20 protein-coding genes, 1 pseudogene and 1 riboswitch are annotated in these 25651 nt (G+C 61.2%); of the genes and pseudogenes, 6 read left to right on the top strand and 15 right to left on the bottom strand.

What is annotated here, in order from left to right; all coding sequences use genetic code 11:
* Nucleotides 1–234 precede the first annotated feature (234 nt).
* Nucleotides 235–2145 carry a methyl-accepting chemotaxis protein gene (locus tag I6L47_RS15975; RefSeq protein ID WP_216947849.1) on the top strand — a complete coding sequence of 637 codons (1911 nt, stop codon included), beginning with the start codon at nt 235–237 and terminating at the stop codon, nt 2143–2145.
* A gap of 84 nt (nt 2146–2229) precedes the next feature.
* Here I6L47_RS15975 and I6L47_RS15970 read toward each other — a convergent pair whose 3' ends face one another.
* The 11 genes and pseudogenes from I6L47_RS15970 to I6L47_RS15920 form a co-directional block, all read right to left on the bottom strand.
* On the bottom strand, nt 2230–3192 hold the full coding sequence (locus tag I6L47_RS15970; RefSeq protein WP_216947848.1) for a sensor domain-containing diguanylate cyclase: 963 nt from the start codon (nt 3190–3192) through the stop codon (nt 2230–2232).
* Between the two features lie 49 nt (nt 3193–3241).
* Nucleotides 3242–4403 (bottom strand): annotated as a pseudogene (locus tag I6L47_RS15965) (IS3 family transposase).
* Between the two features lie 79 nt (nt 4404–4482).
* The gene (thiH, locus tag I6L47_RS15960) at nt 4483–5703 is read right to left on the bottom strand and encodes a 2-iminoacetate synthase ThiH (protein WP_216949370.1); all 1221 of its coding nucleotides are present in this window, start codon (nt 5701–5703) and stop codon (nt 4483–4485) included.
* Between the two features lie 20 nt (nt 5704–5723).
* Nucleotides 5724–6491, bottom strand: a complete 768-nt coding sequence (locus tag I6L47_RS15955; protein WP_216947846.1) for a thiazole synthase — start codon at nt 6489–6491, stop codon at nt 5724–5726.
* Nucleotide 6492: 1 nt separating this feature from the next.
* The gene (gene thiS, locus I6L47_RS15950; RefSeq protein ID WP_128815977.1) at nt 6493–6699 is read right to left on the bottom strand and encodes a sulfur carrier protein ThiS; all 207 of its coding nucleotides are present in this window, start codon (nt 6697–6699) and stop codon (nt 6493–6495) included.
* Entirely contained in the window at nt 6696–7490 is a 795-nt protein-coding gene (locus tag I6L47_RS15945; RefSeq protein ID WP_216947845.1) for a HesA/MoeB/ThiF family protein, read from the bottom strand. The genes thiS and I6L47_RS15945 overlap by 4 nt, the downstream gene beginning before the upstream one ends.
* Entirely contained in the window at nt 7480–9087 is a 1608-nt protein-coding gene (thiE, locus tag I6L47_RS15940) for a thiamine phosphate synthase (RefSeq protein WP_216947844.1), read from the bottom strand. The genes I6L47_RS15945 and thiE overlap by 11 nt, the downstream gene beginning before the upstream one ends.
* Nucleotides 9084–11075: a phosphomethylpyrimidine synthase ThiC gene (thiC, locus tag I6L47_RS15935; RefSeq protein ID WP_302056602.1), complete on the bottom strand. Its 1992-nt coding sequence runs from the start codon at nt 11073–11075 to the stop codon at nt 9084–9086. Before thiC ends, thiE begins: the two co-directional genes overlap by 4 nt.
* Nucleotides 11076–11354: 279 nt before the next feature.
* A riboswitch (TPP riboswitch) is annotated at nt 11355–11467 on the bottom strand.
* A 271-nt stretch (nt 11468–11738) separates the two neighbouring features.
* Nucleotides 11739–13202 (bottom strand): aerolysin AerA, encoded by a 1464-nt coding sequence (aerA, locus tag I6L47_RS15930; RefSeq protein ID WP_216949368.1) that lies wholly within the window; start codon nt 13200–13202, stop codon nt 11739–11741.
* Nucleotides 13203–13462: 260 nt separating this feature from the next.
* A complete protein-coding gene (locus I6L47_RS15925; protein WP_216947842.1) occupies nt 13463–13948 on the bottom strand; it encodes a hypothetical protein in 486 nt (161 codons plus the stop codon).
* Nucleotides 13949–14034: 86 nt separating this feature from the next.
* The gene (locus tag I6L47_RS15920) at nt 14035–14457 is read right to left on the bottom strand and encodes a hypothetical protein (RefSeq protein WP_005340092.1); all 423 of its coding nucleotides are present in this window, start codon (nt 14455–14457) and stop codon (nt 14035–14037) included.
* 88 nt (nt 14458–14545) lie between these two features.
* Here I6L47_RS15920 and I6L47_RS15915 point away from each other — a divergent pair, with 88 nt between their 5' ends.
* On the top strand, nt 14546–15214 hold the full coding sequence (locus I6L47_RS15915) for a response regulator transcription factor (RefSeq protein WP_111900303.1): 669 nt from the start codon (nt 14546–14548) through the stop codon (nt 15212–15214).
* Entirely contained in the window at nt 15211–16440 is a 1230-nt protein-coding gene (locus I6L47_RS15910) for a HAMP domain-containing sensor histidine kinase (protein ID WP_216947841.1), read from the top strand. Before I6L47_RS15915 ends, I6L47_RS15910 begins: the two co-directional genes overlap by 4 nt.
* 147 nt (nt 16441–16587) lie before the next feature.
* On the opposite strand, the gene rimK is transcribed toward I6L47_RS15910, so the two are convergent.
* Together rimK and metH are read right to left on the bottom strand one after the other, a co-directional pair.
* Nucleotides 16588–17484: a 30S ribosomal protein S6--L-glutamate ligase gene (gene rimK, locus I6L47_RS15905; protein WP_005340088.1), complete on the bottom strand. Its 897-nt coding sequence runs from the start codon at nt 17482–17484 to the stop codon at nt 16588–16590.
* A 231-nt stretch (nt 17485–17715) separates the two neighbouring features.
* Nucleotides 17716–21411 (bottom strand): methionine synthase, encoded by a 3696-nt coding sequence (gene metH / locus I6L47_RS15900; RefSeq protein ID WP_216949367.1) that lies wholly within the window; start codon nt 21409–21411, stop codon nt 17716–17718.
* A 216-nt stretch (nt 21412–21627) separates the two neighbouring features.
* On the opposite strand from metH, the gene I6L47_RS15895 reads away from it, so the two are divergent.
* Nucleotides 21628–22905, top strand: coding sequence for a sodium:proton antiporter (locus I6L47_RS15895; protein ID WP_021231596.1), 1278 nt, complete (start codon nt 21628–21630; stop codon nt 22903–22905).
* Nucleotides 22906–23411: 506 nt separating this feature from the next.
* Nucleotides 23412–23588 (top strand): hypothetical protein, encoded by a 177-nt coding sequence (locus I6L47_RS15890; protein WP_005340085.1) that lies wholly within the window; start codon nt 23412–23414, stop codon nt 23586–23588.
* A 153-nt stretch (nt 23589–23741) separates the two neighbouring features.
* On the opposite strand, the gene I6L47_RS15885 is transcribed toward I6L47_RS15890, so the two are convergent.
* The gene (locus I6L47_RS15885) at nt 23742–24239 is read right to left on the bottom strand and encodes a GNAT family N-acetyltransferase (RefSeq protein WP_216947840.1); all 498 of its coding nucleotides are present in this window, start codon (nt 24237–24239) and stop codon (nt 23742–23744) included.
* A gap of 128 nt (nt 24240–24367) precedes the next feature.
* Complete coding sequence (locus I6L47_RS15880) at nt 24368–25189, bottom strand: HDOD domain-containing protein (RefSeq protein WP_019446506.1); 822 nt, start codon at nt 25187–25189, stop codon at nt 24368–24370.
* 169 nt (nt 25190–25358) lie between these two features.
* Between I6L47_RS15880 and I6L47_RS15875 the strand changes: the two genes are divergently transcribed.
* Nucleotides 25359–25625 carry a hypothetical protein gene (locus tag I6L47_RS15875; protein ID WP_005340078.1) on the top strand — a complete coding sequence of 89 codons (267 nt, stop codon included), beginning with the start codon at nt 25359–25361 and terminating at the stop codon, nt 25623–25625.
* Nucleotides 25626–25651 lie beyond the last annotated feature (26 nt).

Here is a 25651-nt window from a genome sequence, read left to right as displayed (position 1 = left end):
CATATTTTCCATATTATTCAGAGGGTCAGTCACCAAGGATGGCCTCTACTATAAGGGGCCCGGCAGTTAGCGCAACCGTCAATCCGCATCCCGCCTGTGCTGCATGGCGAAGGGGCACGCCGCCGCCCCTGTGAGCGCAAACGTAATCCGCAAATAAAGGGCTGCAAGCCTCATGGGTAGCGCCGCGCTGCCGCTAATATGAGCGTCGTCAATCTCAACCTTTTGAGCACCTTTATGCTGGCAACCCTCACTCTTAAACAGAAAATACTGGCCACGGTCACCCTGGCCGTGGTCGTCTCCTGCCTGCTGGTAGGCTACTTCAGCCAACGCTCGGCCCAGCAACTGATCGAAAACCGGATGTTCGAACAGGAGCTCCCCAACCTGACCCAGCGGATCAGCAAGGAGATTGAACAGGATCTCCACGGCATCGCCCAGGCCGCACGCCAACTGGCCACCGACCGCTTCATCCTCGACTGGGTGGATCGGGGCATGCCCAAAGAGCAGGAGCCGATCCTCATCAACCAGCTCAAGGATGTGGCCAACCAGTACGGGCTGGTGACCGCCTCCTTCGCCGATCGTCAGAGTGCCGCCTACTACAACCAGGATGGCTTTCTGCGCAACCTGACCCCCATGCAAGATGCCTGGTTCTATGACTACACCAAGAGCCAGAAGGAGATGACCCTCAGCATCTTCCGCGAGAGCAACGGCGAGGTGAAGCTGTTCGTCAACTTCCAGCAGCTCAACGGGCGCGGGCTGGCGGGCTTTGCCAAATCCCTCGACACCATGGTGACCATGGTCTCCAACTTCCGGCTGGAAGAGAGCGGCATCGTCTTTATGGTCGATGGCAGCGGCAAGGTGAAGCTGCACCCCGAGGCTAATCGCATCGAGCGTGACACACTTGGCAACATTGCCAGCGATGATACCGGCAGCCTGCTGGCCAAACGCCCCTTTGCCGTCATCAACGCCGAAGTCAATGGCGAGCCCATGGTACTGGCCAGCAGCTATATCCCGCTGCTCGACTGGTATCTGGTGGCCCAGGTGCCAGAAGCCGAGATCTATGCCGAGCTGGATCAGACCCGCAACGAGATCCTGATGGTCTCGCTGGTGATTGCGCTGGCCATGGGGCTGATGGGGATGCTGTTGGCAGGCTCGGTCAGCCGCCCGCTCAACGAGTTGGCCCGCCTGTTCAAGGAGCTGGGCAGCGGCGATGGGGATCTTACCCAGCGCCTGAAAGTGGAAGGACGTGACGAACTGAGTCAGGTCGCCACCGGTTTCAACAACTTCGTCGCCAAGATCCACGGCTCCATCGAGCAGGTGGCGGAGAACTCTCGCCAGCTCGCGGCCACCGCCAACGAGGTGGCCAACAAGGCGCAGCTGACCCAGCACAACTGTACTGCCCAGCGTGACCGCACCGTGCAGGTGGCCACCGCCATCCACGAAATGGGGGCCACGGTGAGCGAGATCGCCGGTAACGCCTCGCTGGCAGCCGAAGTAGCCAGACAGGCCAACGATCAGGCCGATGCAGGTGCGGTAGTGGTGGCGCAGGCACGCCACGGCATCGTCGACCTCTCCGGTGAGATTGAGCAGGTGGCAGGGGTTATCGAGTCGCTGGCGAGCCAGACCGACTCCATCGGCAGCATCCTCGAAACCATCCGCAGCATCTCGGAGCAGACCAACCTGCTGGCACTGAACGCCGCTATCGAGGCCGCTCGCGCCGGTGAACAGGGTCGCGGTTTCGCCGTGGTGGCAGATGAGGTGCGCAATCTGGCCAACCGCTCCGCCGCCTCGACTGCCGAGATCCAGGGGATGATCAACCGCTTGCAGGAGCAGAGTGCCCGCGCAGTCAGCGCCATGGCGCAGGGGCGTAACCAGAGCCTAGAGGTGGTGAGCCAGGCCGATGAGGCCAACGCCGCCCTCGGCCAGATCACCGCCCACATCACCCAGATCAACGACATGAATATCCAGGTCGCCACCGCCACCGAGGAGCAGTCGAGCGTGGTCGGCGAGATCAACCGCAACGTGGAAGATATCAACCAGCTCACCATGGAGACCGCCGATATCGCCCACCAGCTGACCGAATCGAGTCGCAGCCTGCAGCAGCTCTCCGGCCAGCTGGACAAGCTGGTTGGCAACTTCCGACTCTGACCCCGACCTTGACTTGAGTACTCAACAACAGAGAGCGCCGTGGCGCTCTCTGTTGTTTTGGTGGCGGCTAATCCGGCATAGCCGTCAGCCCTTGCCATCCCGTTTACGCTGATACATCAGCTCATCTGCGCGGGTGAGCAGCTGGGCAAGGGAGACACAGCCGTGCCCGTCATAGCAGACAATTCCGGTGCTGCAGGTCAGCGCATAGCCGCAACCACTGTGCTGATTGTGCTCGGCCAAGATGGCATTGAAACGCTCATAGGCCAGTTGTGCCTGCGCCTCCACCACATTGGGCAGCAGGACGACGAACTCATCGCCGCCCATGCGGGCAAACACGTCTGCGCCACGAAAAGCCTGCTTGAGCAGAGTGGCAAAGGCGATCAGGGCCCGATCCCCTTCTGCATGCCCCCACCGATCGTTGATCCCCTTGAAGCCATTGAGATCCAGATAGAGCAGCGCCAGTGGCATCTGCAAGCGACTGGCAAGCGAGAGGCTCTTCTCCGCCAGCATCACGAACCCGCGCCGATTGGAGATCAAGGTCAACTCATCAATGGTGGCCAGCTGCACCGCTTCGAGCTCCCGCACCACCATCGCCGCCAGATCCTTGAGCAGCCCCACATCCTCCTCACTCAATTCCCGCGGCACCGTATCGATGATGCAGAGTGTCCCCAGTTTGCAGCCGTTGGCGATCCGCAGTGGCTGTCCGGCATAAAAGCGGATGCCGGGCCCGCCTACCACCAGCGGATTGTCGGCAAAGCGGGGATCCTGTGAAGCATCCGGCACGATAAAGGTCTCATTGCCCATGATGGCGTGGCCACAGAACGAAATGTCCCGGGCGGTCTCGCGGACCTCCAGTCCGATACAGGATTTGAACCACTGACGATCTTCATCCACCAGACTCACCAGCGCGATGGGGACATTGAACACCCGTCGGGCCATGCGGGTCAGCCGGTCAAACCGCTCCTCAGCCTCGGAATCGAGCAAAGAGAGCCGCCGCAGGGTCTCCAACCGCAATGCCTCATCGGGTGGAATGGGTGCTTCTAGCATCGTGCCTCTCTCATCAGTGCCAAAACCTATCTTTAGCATATTCTAGTGGTCAACTAAATCCGAACACTTGGTTAGGCCGTTCTTCGGCTTTTGCTGGCGGTATCCCGTCATTGTGGTGATGTGGACGCCGCCAGTTGTAGTAATCCATCAGGTAATAACTGATATCTCGTTTCGCTTCTCGCAAGCTCATATATCCCATAGCCGGGAGCCACTCTGACTTCAGGCTCCTGAACAGTCGCTCCATCGGGGCGTTATCTCAGCAGTTGCCACGCCGACTCATACTCTGGGTCATACGATAGCGCCACAGTCGTTGCCGAAATGCCCGGCTGCCATATTGGCTGCCCTGGTCGGAGTGAAATAGCACACCGGATGGGCAACCCCGCTGCTGATAGGCCATCTCCAGTGCTTTGATTGCTAATTCTGCATCAGGTTGATCAGACATCGCCCAGCCCACGACCCGCCGGGTGTGCAGGTCAAGCACCGCTGCCAGGTAATGCCAGCGACCACCTACCCAGACGTAGGTAATATCGCCACACCACACCTGATTGGGTTGCTGGACATCAAATTCGCGGGCCAGCAGATTGGGAATGTCCGGTCGTTCAGACCGAGCGACCTGATAGCGATGCGCGCCCGGTTGCTTGGATACCAGCCCGGCTTCCTTCATCAGGTTACGTACTTTGAATCGACCAATCTGATACCCCAACTCCCGCATCATCGACATCAAGGCGCGGCTGCCCGCTGAGTTCCGGCTTTCTTTGAACAAACGGCGCAACTCACAGCGCTGTTGCATACGTTCACGGTTAATCGTCCGCCTGCGAGCCAGATAATCGTAAAAACAGGAGGTGGGAACATCGAAGGCGCAGCAGACCAGGGTAATGGGGCTTGCTCCCTTAATCGGTCTATCAGCGCGTACGTGTGAACTCGTCCGCCATCAAGAGAGCAGTAGCCTTTTTTAGAATGTCCTTTTCACGTTCGAGTCGATTGATACGGGCTTCCAGCTCCTGGATTTTCTGCTGTTCCGGGGTCAGAGCTTTACTAATCGGGGTTGTGCCGCAGAGTTCGGATTGGAGCTGCTGAACCCAGCGGCGCAGTACGGTTTCACCGACATCCAGTGAACGGCTGGCTTCAGGGACAGAATATCCCTGGTCGAGCACCAGGGATGCGGCTTCGAGTTTGAATTCGGCAGTAAATGAGTGACGTAATCTTGTCATTGAACACCTCAGGTCATGGTGGCGACTGTACCACCTACAATGGTGTCCGGGATGATTAGACCACTACACCTGGCAGCCCCTATCGGCCCAAAAACGGTTCCCAATCCTTGAACACCGGCTGCAACCCCGCCTGCCGCACGGCGGCGGCCACTTCCCCCACCGGGCGGTCGTCGTGGATGGCGAACTGCTCCAGCTCCTCTTTATCCCCTTCGGCATAGCCCCCCGGCTGGGTGCGCGACTCGGCCGACATCTGGGTGATACCAAGGCGCACCGCGCCATTGCGAAAGGTGGCTGACTCGCGGGTGGAGAGGGACAAGTCCAGCGTGGGCGAGAAGAGGCGCCAGGCGCAGATAAGCTGGGCCAGCTGGCGATCCGACATGACTACGGCAGGCTCCAGCCCACCGGTGCAGGGGCGCAGGCGCGGAAAGGAGAGCGAGTAGCGGCTCTGCCAGTGGTGACGCTCAAGCCAGCTCAGATGCTCGGCAACAAAGTAGCTGTCGGCGCGCCAGTCCGAGGATAGACCGATCAGCGCCCCCAACCCGATTTTGTCAATACCGGCGCGGCCGAGCCGATCCGGCGTGGCGAGGCGCCACGCGATGTCCCGCTTGTTGCCGCGCAGATGGTGGCGGGCGTAGGTGGGGGCGTGGTAGGTCTCCTGATAGACCATGACGGCATCGAGGCCGAGGCTTTTCAGCTCGGCATAGTCGGCCTGCGAGAGGGGCTGCACCTCCATCCCCACCGTGCTGAAGTGGCGGCGGATGATGGGCAACACCTGCCGAAAATAGGCGAGCCCCACCTTGTGCTCGTGCTCGCCGGTCACCAGCAGCACGCTGTCAAAACCGCGCGCCTTGATGGCCAGACACTCGCGCTCAATCTCCCCTGCATTCAAGGTCTTGCGCTTGAGGCGGTTGCTCATGGAGAAGCCGCAGTAGGTGCAGTCATTGGCGCAGAGGTTGGACAGATAGAGCGGCACATAGAAGCCGATGGTGTTGCCAAAACGCTGGCGGGTCAGCCGCTCGGCCTCGGCCGCCATCTGGGGCAAAAACGCCTCGGCAGCTGGCGAGATCAGCGCCATAAAATCGGCCAGGGTGCGGCGCGGTGCGCTCAGGGCGCGGGCCACATCGGCGGCCGTTTTGGCGCGGATCTGCATGCCGATATCGTCCCACTCCAGCTCCTGCCAGCGCTCGAGAAAGGTAGGCTCCTTAGCCCTCACCCCCGGCGCCCTCACCCCCAGCCCCTCTCCCAGAGGGAGAGGGGGGCAAACCTCTGGCTGCCCTTGGGGCAAGGGGGAGATGTTCATGGTCGCCCCTGTTTCATGACTCATAACGCCCCCAGAAAATCGGTCAGCGGGCTGGAGGCTTGGGCCTGCAGGGCGCGGGCGCCGAGACCGGCTTCATAGGCACTGCGGCCAGCCTCACAGGCCAACGCAAAGGCGCGGCCCATGGCGACCGGGTCGCCGCTCACCGCGATGGCGGTGTTGACCAGCACGGCATCGGCGCCCAGCTCAAAGGCGGCGGCGGCGTGGCTCGGCGCACCGATCCCCGCATCCACCACCACAGGCACATTGGCCTGCTCGACGATGATGGAGAGAAACTCCCGGGTCACCAGCCCCTGATTGGAACCGATGGGCGCCCCCAGCGGCATCACGGCGGCACAGCCCACCTCTTCGAGCCGCTTGCAGAGCACGGGGTCGGCGCCGCAGTAGGGCAGCACCACAAAGCCCTCTCTCACCAGCTGCTCGGCGGCTTTCAGCGTCTCGATGGGATCGGGCAGCAGATAGCGCGGGTCGGGGTGGATCTCCAGCTTCAGCCAGTTCGTCCCCAGCGCCTCGCGGGCGAGATGGGCGGCAAACACCGCCTCGGCGGCGGTCTTGGCGCCGGAGGTGTTGGGCAGCAGCTTGACCCCGAGTTGCAGCAAGGGGCTCAGGATATCGTCGTGGGCCTTGCCCGGTTCGAGCCGCTTGATGGCCATGGTGACCAGTTGGGAGCCACTCGCCTCGATGGCGGCGGCCATCAGATCCGGGCGGGCAAACTTGCCGGTGCCGGTAAAGAGGCGCGATGAGAAGGTGTGATCGGCAATTGTCAGCATGTCAGCCTCCTGCAATGGCAGTGAAGAGGTGAAGTTCATCCCCGTCATTGAGACGGGTCTCGGCCCAGCGGCCACGGGGCAGCACGGCTCCGTTGAGGGCCACCGCTACTCCTTGGGGACTGACCCCCTGCGCGGCCAGCAGGTCGGCCACGCTCTGCCCTGCCGCCAGCTGCTGGGCTTTATCGTTGAGTCGGATGGTGAGGGTCATGGGGTGATCTCCTTATCGTCTGTCGGGCATCGGCGCTGTCCGCAAACCGGACAATCGGGATCCGGGGCCAGAGTGAGGGTCTGCCACTGATGGCTCAGGGCATCGAAGCGGCGCAATGTGCCGGCGACCGGGCTAGGCATCCCGAGCAGCAGTTTCAGTGTCTCCAGCGCTTGCAAAGAGCCCATCACCCCGACCAGCGGGCCGGTGACGCCGCTGGTCTCACAGCTCTGGCTCACCTTGGTATCCTGCGGATAGAGGCAGGCGTAACAGGCGTGCTCACTGCTGGTGCGCGCCATCAGCTGCCCCTGCCACCCCACTGCGGCGGCGGAGATCCAGGGCTTGCCCTGAGCCACGCAGGCGGCGTTGATGGCCTGGCGGGTGGCGAGGTTGTCGCAGCAGTCGATCACCAGATCCACCTCGGCCACAAACTCCGGCAGGCTGGCGGCATCGAGCCGCTGGTTAATGGCAATCAGCTCCACCAGCGGGTTGTGGGCGGCCAGGCGCTCACGGGCCAGCTCCGCCTTGGAGTGGTTGACCGCCTCGCTATCGAACAGGATCTGGCGCGGCAAGTTGCTGGAATCGACCGTATCGCCATCGGCCAGCCACAAGGTGCCCACACCGGCCCCGGCCAGATAGAGGGCAAGCGGCGAACCGAGCCCGCCCAAGCCCACGATCAGCACAGACTTATCTTTCAGCCGTGCCTGCCCTGCTTCGCCCACTTCCGCCAGCATCAGCTGGCGGCCGTATCGCAGATACTCTTTGTCACTAAGAGAAGCAGCATCAGAGCGCATGTTCTGCCTCCCGTATAACGGTGGCCGAGCGTGGCTCATCCCCCGCCCCCACTGCCGCGAGCAGCCGTTCGGTCGCCCCCTGCCAGTCGTCGCTGGCAGTGATGGCCGAGACCAGCGCGATACTGCCGACCCCGCTTGCCTTGACCGCCGCCACCCGCTCCTCGCTGATGCCGCCGATGGCCACCGTCGGCCACTCCGCCATCAGGGCGCAGTATCGATGCAGCCGCAGCAGCCCCTGCGGGCGCGAAGGCATCGTCTTGGTGTTGGTCGGAAAGATATGACCCAGCGCAATATAGGAGGGGGCCAGCTCGCGGGCCCGCATCAGCTCGAAGTAGCCGTGGGTGGAGATGCCAAGGCGTAGCCCGGCCGCCTGAATGGCAGCGAGATCGGCGGTCTCCATATCCTCCTGCCCCAGATGCACGCCCCAGGCGCCCGCCTCGATGGCCTGCTGCCAGTAGTCGTTGATAAAGAGCCGCGCCCCATGGTGGCGACCGAGCTCTACCGCATCACGAATGGCCGGTGCCACCTGGGCGGCGGACAGATTCTTGATCCGCAGCTGGATGGTCTTGACCCCCTGCCCCAGCAGGCGGCGCAGCCACTTGACCGAGTCCACCACCGGATAGAGGCCCAGATGCTGTTCGGTTGCGGCAAAAGGGCCCTGCGGCAGGCGGGCACTGCTTGTCTCATAGAGCCCGAAACGACGATCGAGCATTGAGCCCGCCAGCACGGCACGGGGGAAGTGGGCCAGATCGGCTGGCCAGCCAAGATGGGCGATGGGCCCAGGGCCTGCCCCCACTCCCTGCGCCGCCGCCAGCCCCTGTTGCAGGTAGGCTCGAGCGAGGGTAATGGCATCTTCCACCGGATAATCCTGCGCCACCACGGCGGCGATGGCGCTGGCGTAACAGCAGCCGGTGCCATGGCCGTGGCGGGTATTCAGACGCGGCGCGGCGAGCCAGAATTCGCGGGTCTCATCCTGGTAGTAGTCGAGGCAGAGATCGCCGCTCCACTCCAGATGGCCGCCCTTGACCAGCACGGCGCGGGCGCCGAGTTCACGCAGACGGCGGGCGGCGAGGCGCACCAGCTCGGGGCTGCTGACCGGCAAGCCGGTCAGGGCCTCCAGTTCGGGGCCGTTGGGGGTGATGAGCGACAGACGTGGCAACAGCTGCTCGCGCACTGCCTCCAGCATATTGGGCTCCGCCATCGGGGTGCCGGTGCTGGCGATGGCCACCGGATCGTAGACCACGCAGGGACTCTCAATAGTTGCCAGTCGGCGGGCCAGCACTTCGACGTGAAGCCGGGTCGGCAGCAGGCCGATCTTGATGGCGGCAGGCGGCAGATCGACGCCGAGGGCGTCGATCTGGGCGGTGAAGGTCTGCATCAGCACGGGGTCAACCATCTTCACCGCCACCGAGTTCTGGGCGGTAATGGCGGAGATAACCGAACAGCCGTGCACGCCAAGGTCGTGCAATGTGTGCAAGTCGGCCTGAATGCCGGCGCCACCGCCGGAGTCTGAACCCGCAATAGTCCAGACCACAGGACGCGAGTCCGTCACAGGCAGCTGATCGGCGGGGCTGACAGCCCCGCTTGCGCTGCTCACGCCTCCTCCCCTGCGGCCTGTTTCAGCGCCGCAGCCTGATGGTAGATCTCGCCGCCGGTCTCCTTGAAAGTCTCAGCCATGCGGGCCATGCCGCTCTCCACCTGAGCCACCACCTGCTCCTGCTGGCCATCCATACCGACCAGCTTGATCTCCACAGCCTCAAGCTTGGCGGCATAGTCACGCACGTCCTGAGTGATCTTCATGGAGCAGAACTTGGGCCCGCACATGGAGCAGAAGTGGGCCACCTTGCCGGACTCCTGCGGCAGGGTTTCGTCGTGGTAGGCGCGGGCGGTGTCGGGATCCAACGCCAGATTGAACTGATCCTCCCAACGGAACTCGAAGCGCGCCTTGGACATGGCGTTGTCGCGGATCTGGGCCCCCGGGTGACCCTTGGCCAGATCGGCGGCGTGAGCGGCGATCTTGTAGGTAAGCAGCCCCTGCTTCACATCCTCCTTGTTGGGCAGCCCCAGATGCTCCTTGGGGGTGACGTAGCAGAGCATGGCGCAGCCGTACCAGCCGATCAGCGCGGCGCCAATGCCGGAGGTGAAGTGATCGTAACCCGGGGCGATGTCGGTGGTGAGCGGGCCCAGCGTATAGAACGGCGCCTCGTGGCAGTGCTCCAGCTGCTCGGTCATGTTGCGCTCGATCATGTGCATCGGCACGTGACCCGGCCCCTCGATCATCACCTGTACGTCGTACTCCCACGCGATCTTGGTCAGCTCGCCCAGAGTGCGCAGCTCGGCGAACTGAGCCTCGTCGTTGGCGTCATAGATGGAGCCCGGACGCAGACCGTCGCCCAGCGACAGCGCCACGTCATAGGCGGCGCAGATCTCGCAGATTTCGCGGAAGTGCTGGTAGAGGAAGTTCTCCTTGTGGTGGGAGAGGCACCACTTGGCCATGATGCTGCCGCCGCGCGAAACGATGCCGGTGAGGCGCTTGGCGGTCATCGGCACAAAGCGCAGCAAGACGCCGGCGTGGATGGTGAAGTAGTCCACCCCCTGCTCGGCTTGTTCGAGCAGGGTGTCGCGGAACAGCTCCCAGGTGAGGTCTTCGGCGATGCCGTTGGTCTTCTCCAGCGCCTGATAGATGGGCACGGTACCGATGGGCACCGGGCTGTTGCGCAGGATCCACTCGCGGGTCTCGTGGATATAGCGGCCGGTGGAGAGATCCATGACAGTGTCGGCGCCCCAGCGGGTGGACCAGACCAGCTTTTCGACCTCCTCCTCAATGCTGGAAGTGACCGCCGAGTTGCCGATGTTGGCGTTGATCTTCACCAGAAAGTTGCGGCCGATGATCATCGGCTCCGCTTCCGGGTGGTTGATGTTGCTGGGGATAATGGCGCGACCGGCGGCCACCTCATCACGGACAAATTCAGGGGTGATGTTCTGGGGCAAACGGGCACCAAAATCGCGGCCCGGATGTTGGGTACGCAAGAGCTCGGAGCGCACTCGCTCGCGACCCATGTTCTCGCGAATGGCGATAAATTCCATCTCGGGAGTCACGATGCCGGCACGGGCGTAGTGGAGCTGGGTGACCCGGCGACCCGGCTTGGCGCGGCGCGGCTTGGGCAGATGTTCGAAGCGCAGGTGATCCAGCCCCTCGTCGGCCAGCCGCTCCTGAGTGAAGGTGGAGCTGAGCCCCGGCAGTTCGTCGGTATCATCGCGCTCCAGCACCCAGTTCTCCCGCAAGCACGGCAGGCCGCGGCGCACGTCGATGGCGCCCCCCTCCTCTCCGTAACGGCCAGAGGTGTCATAGACCGGAATCGGCTCGTTGGGTTCGAATTGGGGATTTTCTTTGGTGCCGCCGACGAAGGTATCAGCCAGCTGGATCTCCCGCAGGGGAACACGAATATCGGGGCGGGAGCCTTCGATAAAGATGCGACGGGAGTTGGGGTGAGCCATCCCCTTGAGGCTGTCGATAAAGGCCTGAGCGCTGGAGCGCTGCTCGCGGCGGCTGGATTTGGTGATATCAGATACGGAAGTAGACATAGCAAAACTCACATTAACTGGTTGAAGTTATGGGTGTTTGCTTGTCTGGAGTTCGAGGAGAAGATGAACTTGCGGCGGGGTGTTTATCTCGGGAGGGAGTGCGTGCGGGATAGATCTCCGCGCTGTTGTTCTGCCGCTTTCCGCTCTCTGCACGCTGTGGCAAGGCGCCCCACGTGCTGGACAACCGGACGGGACAGACTCCCTCCTGTGCGCCCTGACCCATCAAGGATGATCCCTTCGATGAGCGGAAGAGGCTTGTCCCTCCTCCGGCGCGGTAACCCGCAAGTTACCCTTGTTCCCTTCGCAGGTTTTAACCTGATCAGGTTCCACGGATCCCGAATTAACGGTCTCAGCTTCGCGTCGTTCGACGGTCAGCACTCCGACAAGATGGCGCCAGTATAAGGGGGAAAATTTAAAGCACAAGCCGTTAACAATCTGGCCAACACGCCTCTTTCAACAAATGAGTGAACGATGCCTCGCTCACGGGGCCACCCCAAACAGAGGTCAAATCTGCGTTGGCATCACCTTGGCACGCCACAGGTTCCCGCTGTGATCATTCAGGGACAAGAGGAGAAAAAGAGGGAAAATCGAGGGGCGCAGGGCAAGTGCATCGTCTTGCGCAGAACAGAAACAGGCCCCTATGAAAGGGGCCTGCGAGTGAGGTTATTGAACCGGAACTATGGTCAGGGATACATTGCCAAACCCTTCGTTGGCAAGGGCCTCGCTGTCCAGATCCACACCGGTAAGCGCCACCTCATCGGTAGAGGCACTGCGCAACTGGGCAGCCTTCGCGGAACAGGTCTGGGGCTGACCGATTTCGATATCGCCGGCAAACTGGCTCTCGGCATAGAAGTCACCGGTCACTGCCGAACGGATCGGGCGCAGCACACGACCCAGGTTATTCTGCATGGTCGACAAACCATACTCGCTGATGGTCCAGTTCCAGTCCCACCACTTCACTTCACCCGGGATATAACGCTTGTCCCACTGGTAGCGGATGCTGCTCGCCTTGTCGCGGAACGGGCCGACGGCAAAGGTGTGCTCCCAGGTCGGACGATTCTCCGGATGGGTATACCAGGCATTGCCGCCCCAACGCAGGAAGCCCTTCATGGTCAGGTCATAATTGACCTCGGCCTTGAACTCGTAGGGGTAGGAGATGTTGGACTTGTAGAGAGCAACCCGCACCGGCAGGCTGGAGTGAGGCGGCACCGTGGGGCGCGCTTCAACCGAGACGGTCTCGGTCGTCGAGCCCCCTTTCTGGGAGGCCCAGCTCTGGCTCGCTGCGATCTCGATGGCCAGTTCGGTTTCCCCCACCAACGGCCACTGAAACTTGTTCTTGGTGGTCACCTTCTCGCTCAGACTGTAGGTGTCGGTCTTCGACCAGTTGGTGGCCTTGTCGTACTTCAGGGTCACCACCACCTGCTGGGGCAGATCCGTGTAGTTGGTCGCATTGGCCGTGATGGTCTTGACCAGCTGCTTGCCGCTCTCGGTGACCTGACCATGGCTGAAGGAGTCGGGTTCCAGGGTATATGAGAAGTTGCTTACCTTGATGGAGCTCTTCTCCCCGCAACGATATCCGGAGCAGCCGCCGTCATTATTTCCCTTTATCAGCCAGCCATCGCCAACCCGGGTAACATCCATATCTTCCCCGACATAGGGGCTATGATTTCCACCTACCCAGGCGTATCCCAAATAATGAGCGAGATAACTGACTGGCTTGATAAAATAATCATTGTCGTGGACAAGCCGCCATTGCACATCGACCTCATCACCCGCCGGAATATTCCAGCCAGAGAGTGTTGGTATTTCTCCGGAAACCGGTGAGTTGGGATAACACCAGGTTTCTCCGGCAGTGCCCTGTTTGATTTCGCCATTATATCCCGGCCCCATAATCACCCAGCGATCAGCCAGCCCGGTGATCTGCCACTGCCCCATGCGGCTGACCAGATTACCCTTGATACTCATGGCTTCATCGCGGGTCAGAGGACGATAACCACTGGCACAGACGCCCGTCCCAAGACCCGCCCACTTGACCTGATCAGGGTAGACAGGCTCAGCCGCCTGCACCTGAGCGAGCATCAATGAAGACGCCAAAAACGCCAGATTGGCGGTAATTATTCTATTCATCATTTATCCCTCTTTCAGACATACGATAATTGTTATTGTGTAGAAATATCCTTTTTCATTTGACAGGTATGGACTCCGACAAAACCTGACACAAATAAAATAAACCACCAAAAAATATCCATGACAAACAAAATAATGGTGATACAGGAAAATAATTAGAGCGATGACTTTATTGAGGAATAACTCATAAATATTGTGGCAGCCATTATTTAATGGCTGCCACAATATGGTGAAACTATATTAAATAAGAAGATGCTGAATTACTCTTCCGGATTGATCACTTCAATTCCCTGCAATATTCCATCCGCCGAACGGATCAATACCAGCTCGCTCCCGGCATGCAGATCGGCGGCCGAACCGTTGACCCAGCGCACCTGTGGATTGAGTGGCACAGTGCCCAGGGTGGCCAGCGTGAGCTGCCGTTCATCGAAGGATTGCAGGCGATCTTGCGCCCGCTGCCAGGGCTGATTGGCCAGCGGAGCTCTGGCGGTCAGCAGCTCAATCCGGGTGGCAACGCCATCGGCCACCAGCAGGGCGAGCTGGTCGCCGGGTTTGAGTGGCTGCGGCCAAATCTCCCCCTGCCGCCAGACGGCGGCACTGCCCTGCTCCACTTCGGCCCCCTGAAATTGCAGGCGGATGCCATCGCTGTGCTCCAGCTCCACCAGCCACAATTCGTCGGCTCCCGCCTGCGCCGCCCAGAGCGGCACACCCAGCATCCATGCACACCACTTTCTCGATTGTTCCATCTTCGTTCGTCCCTGAACAAAAAGCCCATGCAGGACAAGCATGGGCTTCATTCGGGAGCATTTCTAATCGGAACGCAGAGATCGGATCAGTCATCCTCGCGGCAGCGGCTCAGGCGCATGCCGTCAAACTTGCACTCCAGCTCGAGCCAGCGCCCTTCAAACGGCGCCAGACTGTTATCCGAGGTGGTGTAGCCCCAGATCCGCCCCCCTTCCACCGGCCCCTCCAGATCCATCTCGTCCTTGTCATCTTCGTCGAGAGCTTCGACCTTGCGTACATAGCGCACGCCGTTCTCAACCACCCCTTTCATCTCGACCCAGGTACCACCGAGATCATCCTCGTTGAGCCAATCCTTGAAGCGAGTCTGGTCGTCGATCACGAACGGCATGCCGTTGACCATCAACTGGCCAAGCTGCCAGGTGGTGCGGCCGGTCAGTTTGAATTCGGTCGCCTGTGCGGTGCCAAGTGGCAACAATATCAGCAGCAGAAGGGCGCAGAGAGACTTCTTCATCAGGGATCCTCGGGGTTACACTGGCAAACAGGATGCCGAATCCGGTGTGAAAAGAGCGTGAAACGCTCGCCAACCAGGAGAGCAAAGCATGAAGATTTTGGTAGTGGAAGACAATCCTCAGGTGGCGGAAACCATCATGGATTATCTGGAGCTGGCCGGTCACCGCCTCGATTGTGCCTATCACGGTCAGGCGGCGCTGCAACTGCTGGAGGATCAGCGTTTCGACGTCATCATCATGGATGTGATGATGCCGCGCCTCGATGGCCTCAGCACGGTGGCGCGCCTGCGCGAGCAGGGGATTGCCACTCCCGTGCTGTTTCTCACCGCCCGCGACAGCCTGGAAGACAAGCTGGCAGGCTTCAAGGCGGGGGGGGATGACTATCTGGTCAAGCCGTTCGCCATGGAGGAGCTGGAGGTACGGCTGCAAGCTCTGAGCCTGCGCGGCCCGCGCGGCGATGTGGGGGCCATCAGCTTTGGCGATCTGACGGTCGATGTCGCCAGCGGCCGCGCCACCCGCGCCGGTGAGCCCCTCAAACTCGGCAAGATCCCGTTCCAGATCCTCGCCCTGCTGGCCCGCCGCGCCCCCGCCATCGTCAGCCGTCAGGAGGTACTCGACACCGTCTGGGGGGATGAGGAGCCCGACTCCGATGCCCTGCGCAGCCATATCTACGCCCTGCGCAACGCGCTGGACAAACCCTTCCCCACTCCCATGCTGGAGACCCTGCACGGTCAGGGCTACCGACTGGTGAGCGCATGAGCCTGCCGAGCCTGCGCCGCCGCCTGATCATGGCGCTCGGCGGCGCCGGGGTGGTGCTGCTGATCCTGCTCTCCGGCTTGATGCTGGTGGCCGAGGACAAGATGGAAGAGCTGAGCCTGCGCCACTGGCTGGAAGCCGAAGTGACCCGCTATAGCGATGACTGGCTGCGACTCGGCCCGGCCGCCGCTGCCCCGAGCCCCAGACAGTTCTCCAGCTACTGGACCGAGGCGGGCCGCCTGCCGAAATGGCTGAAGCCCTACCAGACCCCCGGCTTTTTCGAGCATCAGCTGGGCAAGGAGGACAAACACTTTCTGGTGGCCCGTCACCCCTCCGGCGAGGGACTGCTCTATCTGGTCTTCAACGACGACGCCGACGACTACCTCGACCCCTACGAAGACAAGCTGCATCTGGCGACCCGGCTGATCGGGGTGACCCTGCTGCTGGGCTGCCTCGGCTTCGGCATCTGGCTGGTGCGCCATATCACGGGGCCGCTGCAACGGCTGCAACAGAGGGTCGCCCACCTCACCCCGGATCAGGCGGATTTCGAGCCCGATGCCCCCTGGCAGGAGCTGCGGGATATCGAGCTGGCGCTGCTGGCTGGCAAGCAGGAGGTGAGTGCAGTGTTCGCCCGCGAACAGGAGTTCAGCCGCTTCGCCAGCCACGAGCTGCGCACCCCCAACATGGTGATCCAGGGCTCGGCGGCCCTGCTCGGCAAGGTGACGGATCTGCCCGCGCCGGCCGCCCGCGCCACCACCCGCATCCGCGCCGCCGCCGACGAGATGGCACTGCTCACCGAGACCTTCCTGCTGCTGGGCCGCAAGGAGGCTGTGGAGCGACCGCTGCAACAGGTGACCCCGCTGATCCGTCAGGAGCTGGCCCGCCTCGCTCCGCTGTTGCAGCGGGAGGCACTCGATATCCGGCTTAATCTGGACGAGAGCAGCGAAGTAAACGCCCCCCTCTCCCTGCTCGCCATTGCCCTCGGCAACCTGCTGAAAAATGCCCTGAGCTATGCCGAAGGACATATCGACATCGAACTGTGTGGCCCGGTGCTCACCATCAGCAACCCGACGGCGGCGGCGCCGGATCAGATCCTCGGCTACGGCTGCGGCCTCACCATCATCCAGCGCATCTGCGAGAAGCTGGGCTGGCAGATCGATACCCGGCTGGAGGATGGCGTATTCAGCGCCCGGCTGGCGATGATCACCAGCGAACCCACGAAGGCATAGCCCCCTCATCCCTGGCCCTTCCCCCCGTCTATTCAAAGGAGAAGGGAGACAACAGACACTCCCCGGCAAGCCCGCTGCCCACCAGCCAGATAGCAACAAGGCGCCCGAGGGCGCCCTGTTTCTATCTGACGGATGCAAGCCTGAGGCTCACTCCGCCGGTTTGTTCTTGCGGCTCGCCTTGAGTTCGAGGAACTCGATGATCTTGCCGGCCACATCCTTGCCGGAGGCGGCTTCCACCCCTTGCAGGCCGGGGGAGGAGTTGACCTCCAGCACCAGCGGGCCACGGGCGCTGCGCAGAATATCCACCCCCGCCACATCCAGCCCCATGATCTTGGCGGCCTGCACCGCGGTTGCGCGCTCTTCCGGGGTGATCTTGATCGCCTCGGCGGTGCCGCCACGGTGCAGGTTGGAGCGAAACTCCCCCGGCTGGGCCTGACGGCGCATGGCGGCAACTACCTTGCCGTTGACCACCAGACAGCGGATATCGGCGCCATTGGCCTCGCGGATATACTCCTGCACCAGAATGTTGTTGTTGGTCTGGATAAAGGCCTCGATCACACTCTCGGCGGCTTTCTGGGTCTCGCACAGCACCACGCCAATCCCCTGGGTTCCCTCCAGCAGCTTCACCACCAGCGGCGCCCCGCCCACCATGGTGATGAGGTCGGGCACGTCGTGGGTGCTGTGGGCATAGCCGGTGATGGGCAGGCCGATGCCATGGCGGGAGAGCAGTTGCATCGCCCGCAGCTTGTCGCGGGAACGACTGATGGCCACCGAGCTGTTGAGGGCCATGGTGTTCATCATCTCGAACTGGCGCAGCACGGCGGTACCGTAGGCGGTAATGCTGGCACCGATCCGGGGGATCACGGCGTCATAGCTTCCCAGCTCCCCACCCTCGTAGTGAATGGAGGGGTTGTGGGAAGCGATATTCATATAGCAGCGCAGGGTGTCGAGCACCTCTACCTGATGACCGCGCGCCTGTGCCACCTCGACCAGACGGCGGGTGGAGTAGTTTTTCGGCTCACGGGATAAAATGGCGATCTTCATGACAATTCCGCTAGAAGGCTGTGCCTGGGCAGGATGGGGCGGGAGAGTATAAGGTGCCACAGCGCCAAGACAACGCCAATTGTTTATCCTGACAACAAGACAAACCACACCAAACCGCACGCTACCACATCACTGTGACCAACAGGTTAAACGGCGGCTCTGCGCAGGTTGTTCAACCCGTGCAAGGATGCCGCCGTTTCTCGTTAAAGATCAACCGGTGTCACGCGGGAGTCAGCTCAGGTTTGGCCCCAACCAGCGTTCGGCCTCTGCCAGCGTCATCCCCTTGCGAACAGCGTAATCTTCCACCTGATCTTGCTGGATCTGCGCCACCGCGAAGTATTTGCTCTCGGGATGAGAGAAGTACCAGCCCGATACCGCCGCCCCCGGCCACATGGCGTAGGATTCGGTGAGCTGCATGCCGATAGCCTGCTCCACCTCCAGCAGCTCCCAGATGCTCCCCTTCTCGGTGTGCTCCGGGCAGGCCGGATAACCGGGCGCCGGACGGATGCCCTGATAGTTTTCGCGGATCAGCTCCTCGTTGCTGAGGGCCTCGTCCGGGGCATAACCCCAATGTACCTTGCGCACCTGTTCGTGCAGGTACTCGGCAAAGGCCTCGGCCAGACGGTCGCACACCGCCTGAATCAGGATGGCGTTGTAGTCGTCATGCTGCGCCTTGTAGGCCTTGGCGATGGCCTCCTCACCGAGGCCGCCGGTCACCGCGAAGGCGCCGATCCAGTCGGGCTTGCCACTCTCTTTCGGCGCCACATAGTCCGCCAGACAGTAGTTGGGGAAGCCCTGCTTCTCGCTCTGCTGGCGCAGGTGATGCAGCACCTTGATGACCTCGGTGCGGGACTCGTCGCTGTAAACCTCGATGCTGTCCCCTACCGCGTTGGCGGGGAACAGACCGATCACCCCGGCGCAGCGCACGCTCTGATCCTTTTCCAGCTGGTCCAGCATGGCGTTGGCATCGGCAAACAGCTTGGTCGCCTCCTCGCCAATGATCTCGTCCTCGAGGATGCGCGGATACTTGCCCGCCAGCTCCCAGCTGAGGAAGAACGGCGTCCAGTCGATGTAGGGGCGCAGCACCGAAATGGGTACATCTTCGAACTTCTGCACCCCGAGCTCGTGGGGCTTGGGTGGCTGGTAGCCAACCCAATCCAGCTGATGCCGGTTAGCGCGGGCGTGGGCCAGACTGACTGGGCGGGAGCGCGGCTGCTTGCGGGCATGCTGATCCCGGGCAATCTCGTACTCCTTGTCGATGCGGGCGACAAACGCCTCCTTCAGATCCGGGCTGAGCAGGCTCTGGGCCACCCCCACCGCGCGGGAGGCGTTGGAGACATAGACCACAGGCTCCGAGTAGTTCTGCTCGATCTTCACCGCAGTGTGCGCCTTGGAGGTCGTAGCGCCGCCGATCAGCAGCGGCAGCTTGAAGCCCTGACGCTCCATCTCCTTGGCCACATGCACCATCTCGTCCAGCGACGGGGTAATGAGACCCGACAACCCGATGATATCGGCACCGACCTCACGCGCCGTCTTGAGAATCGTCTCGCAGGAGACCATGACCCCGAGGTCGACAATCTCGAAGTTGTTGCACTGCAGCACCACCCCGACGATGTTCTTGCCAATGTCGTGCACATCCCCTTTCACGGTCGCCAGCACGATTTTGCCGTTGCTGGAGCCGCCCGATTTTTCCGCCTCGATATAGGGCTGCAGATAGGCCACCGCCCGCTTCATCACCCGCGCCGACTTCACCACCTGCGGCAGGAACATCTTGCCCGCACCGAACAGGTCGCCGACCACGTTCATGCCATCCATCAGCGGCCCTTCGATGACGTGCAGCGGCTTCTCGGCGCCAGCGCGTGCCTCTTCGGTATCCTCTTCGATAAAGTCGGTGATCCCCTTGACCAGCGCGTGCTCCAGCCGCTTGCCCACCGGCCAGCTGCGCCACTCCTGATCCCGCGGATCCTCAGCCTGGGCACCGGCACCACGATACTTCTCGGCGATGGCCAGCAGCTCTTCGGTGGCGTTGTCATTGAGGTTGAGCACCACCGCCTCGACCTTCTCTTTCAGCTCCGCCGGAATGTCTTCATAGATGGCGAGCTGACCGGCGTTGACGATCCCCATGTCCATGCCGTTCTTGATGGCGTGGTAGAGGAAGACGGCGTGAATGGCTTCGCGCACCGGCTCGTTGCCACGAAACGAAAACGAGACGTTGGAGACGCCGCCGGAGATCATGGCGTGGGGCAGGTGCGTCTTGATGTCCTTCACCGCCTCGATGAAGTCCACCGCGTAGTTGTTGTGCTCGTCGATGCCGGTCGCCACCGCGAAGATATTGGGGTCGAAGATGATGTCTTCCGGCGGGAAACCGACCTGATCCACCAGGATCCGGTAGGCGCGCTGGCAGATCTCGAACTTGCGGGCGCGGGTGTCGGCCTGACCCACCTCATCGAACGCCATCACGATGACGGCGGCGCCGTAGCGGCGCAGCAGTTTCGCCTGCTGGATGAACTTCTCCTCCCCCTCTTTCATGGAGATGGAGTTGACCACCGGCTTGCCCTGCACGCACTTGAGGCCCGCTTCCAGCACCTCCCACTTGGAGGAGTCGATCATCACAGGCACCCGGGCGATATCCGGCTCACCGGCGATGAGATTGAGGAAGCGCACCATGGCCGCTTCGGCGTCCAGCATCCCCTCGTCCATGTTGATGTCGATGATCTGGGCGCCGTTCTCCACCTGCTGCTTGGCCACGTCTAGGGCCTCGTCGTAGAGCCCTTCCTTGATCAGCCGCTTGAACTTGGCTGAACCGGTAACGTTGGTGCGCTCACCCACGTTCACGAACATGGACTCGGGGGTGATGATCAGCGGCTCGAGGCCCGACAGACGGCAGGCCACCGGCAGCTCGGGCAGCATGCGCGGCTTGATGCCCGCCACGGCGTCGGCCATGGCGCGGATATGGGTCGGGGTGGTGCCGCAGCAACCGCCGACCAGGTTGAGAAAGCCGCTCTGGGCCCACTCGCGGATATGCTCCGCCATCTCGACGGCATCGAGGTCGTACTCGCCGAACGCATTGGGCAGACCGGCGTTGGGGTGGGCACTGACATGGGTCTCGCTGATGCGAGACAACTCCTCCACATACTGGCGCAGCTCGTCCGGCCCCAGCGCACAGTTGAGGCCAAACGATACCGGTTTGACGTGGCGCAGCGAGTGGTAGAAAGCTTCGGTGGTCTGGCCGGAGAGGGTACGACCGGAGGCGTCGGTAATGGTGCCGGAGATCATCACCGGCAGGCTGTAACCCAGCGCCTCGAACACCCCTTCCACCGCGAAGGCGGCGGCCTTGGCGTTGAGGGTGTCGAAGATGGTCTCGATCAGTATGATGTCGGCGCCGCCCTCGATCAGGGCGTGGGTCGATTCGGTGTAGGCAGCCACCAGCTGGTCATAGGTGACGTTGCGCTTGCCGGGATCGTTCACATCCGGCGAGATGGAGGCGGTGCGGTTGGTGGGGCCCAACACCCCTGCTACGAAACGCGGCTTGGCGGGATCTTTTGCCGTCCACTCGTCTGCCACGGCGCGGGCCAGACGGGCGGCTTCACGGTTGATCTCGGCGGAAAACGCTTCCATCTCGTAATCGGCCATGGCGATGCGAGTGGCGTTGAAGGTGTTGGTCTCGAGAATGTCGGCCCCGGCAGCGCAATACTGCTCGTGGATCTCGCGGATCACCGCCGGACGAGTCAGCACCAGCAGATCGTTGTTGCCCTTGATGTCGGTATGCCAGTCGGCAAACCGCTCACCCCGATAATCCGCCTCCCCCAGCTTGTAGCCCTGGATCATGGTGCCCATGGCCCCGTCGATGATCAGGATCCGCTCCCTGAGGCAGGCTTCCAGCTTCTTTGTTACGTCCGACTGCTTGCTCGGCTCTCTGCTCGACATTACGTTCGACACCGCGTGTTCCTCTTACATCCATGCAACTGCGTAAACAGCATCCTAACAGCAAACAAATAAAATGGAAATCTAGCCGTCTATCAGTCCAAATGCGCCACCATATACTCATTTATGGGTAATGAGTAACATAGGGCCCGAGAGTAACCTATGCCCGTCCTGCATAGGGATACGTGCTTGCTGTCTACCAACGAGAAAAAAATAACTATGAGCGTCTACTACACACTCTGTTTTCTGGCAGCGTTGGCGATTTTTATCGCCTTTGCCAACCAGTATGTTGTGAAGATCCAGACCACCATCGCCATTACTGCGGGCTCCATGCTGATCTCCGCACTGCTGGTGCTGTTTGGCAAACTGGGTTGGTTCAATCTGGAACCTCTTGCCGTCAAAACCATGGAGAGCATCGACTTCCAGAACTTCCTGCTGAAGGGGATTCTGGGCTTCCTGCTGTTCGCCGGTGGCCTCGGCATCAACCTCAAGGCGCTGCGTAGCCAGAAGTGGGAGATCACCATTCTGGCCATCATTGCCACCCTGCTCTCCACCTTCCTCATCGGCTACGGCTTCTGGTTTATCGCCAAGCTGCTGGGCTGGGAGTTGCCGCTGGTCTACTGCATGCTGTTCGGCGCGCTGATCTCCCCCACTGACCCGATTGCCGTACTGGCCATCGTCAAGAAGATGAAAGCGCCACCCCAGATCGCCATCCAGATCGAAGGGGAATCCCTGTTCAACGACGGTGTTGGCCTCGTCATCTTCGCTACCGTGTTTGCCGTCGCCTTTGGCGGTGTCGAGCCCACCTTCGGTAGCGTGGCCGGTCTGTTCCTGCACGAAGCCCTCGGCGGCATCCTGTTCGGTGCCGTGCTGGGCCTCATCGCCCACGTGATGATCAGCGCCACCGATGACGGTTCATTGGAGCTGCTGCTGACCCTCTGCATCCCGACCGCCGGCTTCGCCTTTGCCAACATGATCGGCGTCTCCGGCGCACTGGCCATGGTGGTCACCGGCATCATGATCGGCAACTGGACCCGTCACTCCGGCTTCTCCGAGCAGAGCAGCCATCACCTGGATCACTTCTGGGAGTTGATGGACCAGTTCCTCAACGCCCTGCTGTTCCTGCTGATCGGTCTGGCGCTGGTACTGCTGGATCTCGCCTGGCGTGACTGGATCCTGCTGGTCATTGCGGTGCCGCTCTGCCTGGGTGCCCGCTTTATCAGCGTGTCGCTGCCCTATGTGGCTTTCCGCCGATTCCGCAATTACAACACCTTCTCGGTGCGGATCCTCACCTGGGGTGGCCTGCGCGGTGGTCTGGCGATGGCGATGGCACTGGCACTCCCCTCCGGTGTCATGATGATCCCGGAACATGGCGTCGACCTGCGTCAGGTCATCCTGGTGATGACCTACTCGGTGGTGATGTTCTCCATCGTGGTGCAAGGCATGACCATCACCCCGATGATCACGGCAGCCAAAAAGGCCTGTGGCGACTACTGAGTCGGTCCACTGTGCTGATTGCAGAATGAGAGAGGGCTCCCGTCGGGAGCCCTCTTGTTATGGCGGATAGTTGCGAATATTTACTGCTGATAGCACCTTGATTACACAGAGGAAAAGCGTATTGACTTCAACATAGGCAAATTATTGTTTGCTTTTTATTCATTTCGAGGAGAGAATGCGCGTCGGCTAGTTAATCAGCCCTGTTTATGTTTACCCTGCAATGCTTCACCTCACGATGAATCCTGCCAGTACCCGCATAACCTTCTTCTGATTTACTCGCCTTGAGAACCGTCAGGCTGTCTGCCTGCGTTGCCCGGCTCTCACGGTGCAGACCCGATCTGCCCACCCAATTTGATTTATGCATCAGCATATTCCTTGAAAGTGCAGACGCCCCTTAACCGGGCTGGGTATTCCTGCGCGCTTGTCGTTCACCCAATCGACCGCGCCCATTGACCTGACATTTGCCAATACAAGGAGCAAACACCTAATTTATATAGAGAAATACCATGATGAAAGCAGTACAAACACACAAGCCCCTGCGTCGCAGCAAGCCCATCAACCTACCTGTGCAAGAGCACGACAATGATGCGTTTCTGATCCAGTTCAGCACCCGCTTCAGCGGCGGTTTCGCCATCTCCTGTGATGGTATCGCTGGCGAGTTCTCCATCGAAGACCTCAACTGATCCTGCCTGCCCTCCGGCAGCCCCCGATGCAGACAGGCCGCAACTCACGGCGGCCTCTTTGCTTCTCTCACGCCTTTAGCCAGACCCGGGCTCTTGCTTGTCACTCAGCCTGACAGCCACCTCGCCATTCGCTTTCCCGCTCTCTGACCTTGATCACTGCTCCAGCAGCAGGCACTCATCGGCATCTTCGCTCAATTTGACCAGTCGACTGCGCACCAACCCCAGTTTGGCCAGCAGGCCGATGGATCGCTCGTTACCCGGGGTGACGATGGCGACCACCTGCCCGATCCCCAATCGGCTTTTGCCATCGGCAAGAGCGGCCTGCGCCGCTTCAATAGCGTAGCCATGCCCACGATATTGCGGCAGGAAGGCGTAACCGATATCGACCTGCTCCAGGGTATCGCGCTTGATCAAACCGCAGATACCGAGGCTGGCACCGTCCTCCTTGCGCTCCACCAGATAGAGTCCGTGACCATAGCGGGCATAGCTGACCGCCGGCCCCTGCTGGATATACTCCTGCGCCTGCTCCAGGGTGCGAATGCCCCGATCGCCGATGTAGCGATAAAAGTCGCCGTCATTGAGCAGCTCAAGGATGAAGGGGGCGTCGGTGGCGATCATTTCGCGCAGGATCAGGCGGGAGGAGGCAATCATGGCAAGGGCTCTCAAACGGAAAGTGAAGGGCAAAGAGTGCCCCGTCACTCCCGAGCTGGCAAGCCTGTGGCACCATCGGCCATAAAGAAGGGGCCATATTGGCCCCTGATGAGATGGGATAAACGGGCTCAGGCAGCCAGCAATCCGGCATAGCCATTACCCTGCTCGCGCAGCGCAGTGAACTGGGCGGCACAATCGGCCCAGCTCAACCCCAGCGCATCTGCCACCTTGTGGGGCCACTCGGGAGGCGCCTCTTCACCCACATCGGATTGTGCTGCCAGCACGATCGCCAGATGGATCAACCCGGCCTCGGGAGAGAACTCCTTGGCCAGCATGGGGTTGTAGTGATACTCCACCGCATTGCTGATGGTCTCGGGGAACTTCCAGTAGCGTGCCATGGCCGCCCCGACCTGGGCATAGTTGAAGCCGACCACCAGCTCTTCCGCCTTGGCCCGCCCCTTGTGCAACTCCAGATCGTGAATGTGATGGACGGTGTTTTCCGGCAGGCCCACATGCATCACCAGTCGGCCAAGATCGTAGAGCAGGGCGCAGGTAAAAACCTCATCTCCCTTCATCCCCTTCTTCACCGCCAGACGACGGGCCAGCTCAGCCACGTTGAAAACGCAGCCCCAGAAATGTTTGAGGTCAATGCCGGGCACCGCAGTGACCGATTCGGTGAGCCCGCAGGCCAGCACCATGTTGCGCACCATCGCCAACCCCAGCCGCACTGCGGCTTCATTGACGGTGCCGATCTGACGACTGCTGCCGAATTTGGCCGAGTTGGCCAGGCGCAGCAACTTGGCGGAGATGACAGGGTCCTTGTTGATCAACTTGCTGATCTTGAGCAGATCCGGATCCTTTTCATTGAAGGTCTGGATCAAATCGCGCATCACTTCCGGGATCTGGGGCAGTAGCTTGGGCTCGGCCAGCAGGGAATCTATCGTGGGCATAGGCGTGTCCATCCATGTTATCTGTGTTCCAACCTGTTTGCCTTGGCAAACTCCTCCTAATTATGGGTAACAAATGGCCTCCCCATCGGATTGTTTATTCGCTGGTCATTCAAGGTGTTAGTCACATTCAGGCTATACTGGCCGCCACATTCACTGTTGCGGATATCCCATGAACGACACTCAGGAATTTTTTGACGAAGACGCGCTGCTGGAGATGGTGGAGAACCAGCTCAACGATGGTCACCCGCCCCATGTGAAGGCGACTCTGATGCGGCTGGTGATGAAGGGCACCCCGCGGGAAGAGGCACTGCAATATATCGCCTGCGCCCTCGGAGCCGAGCTGATGGCGATGGAGGCCGATCAGGGCCCCTTCAATCTGACCCGTTACGGCGAGTTCCTCGACAGCCTGCCCGAGATGCCGTGGGCAGACGAGTGACCCGAGCTGAATAACGGATGCAAAAA

It is taken from the genome of Aeromonas sp. FDAARGOS 1417, assembly GCF_019046985.1.
Taxonomy (GTDB): domain Bacteria; phylum Pseudomonadota; class Gammaproteobacteria; order Enterobacterales; family Aeromonadaceae; genus Aeromonas; species Aeromonas veronii.
This window is presented reverse-complemented; position numbering and strand designations above follow the sequence as displayed.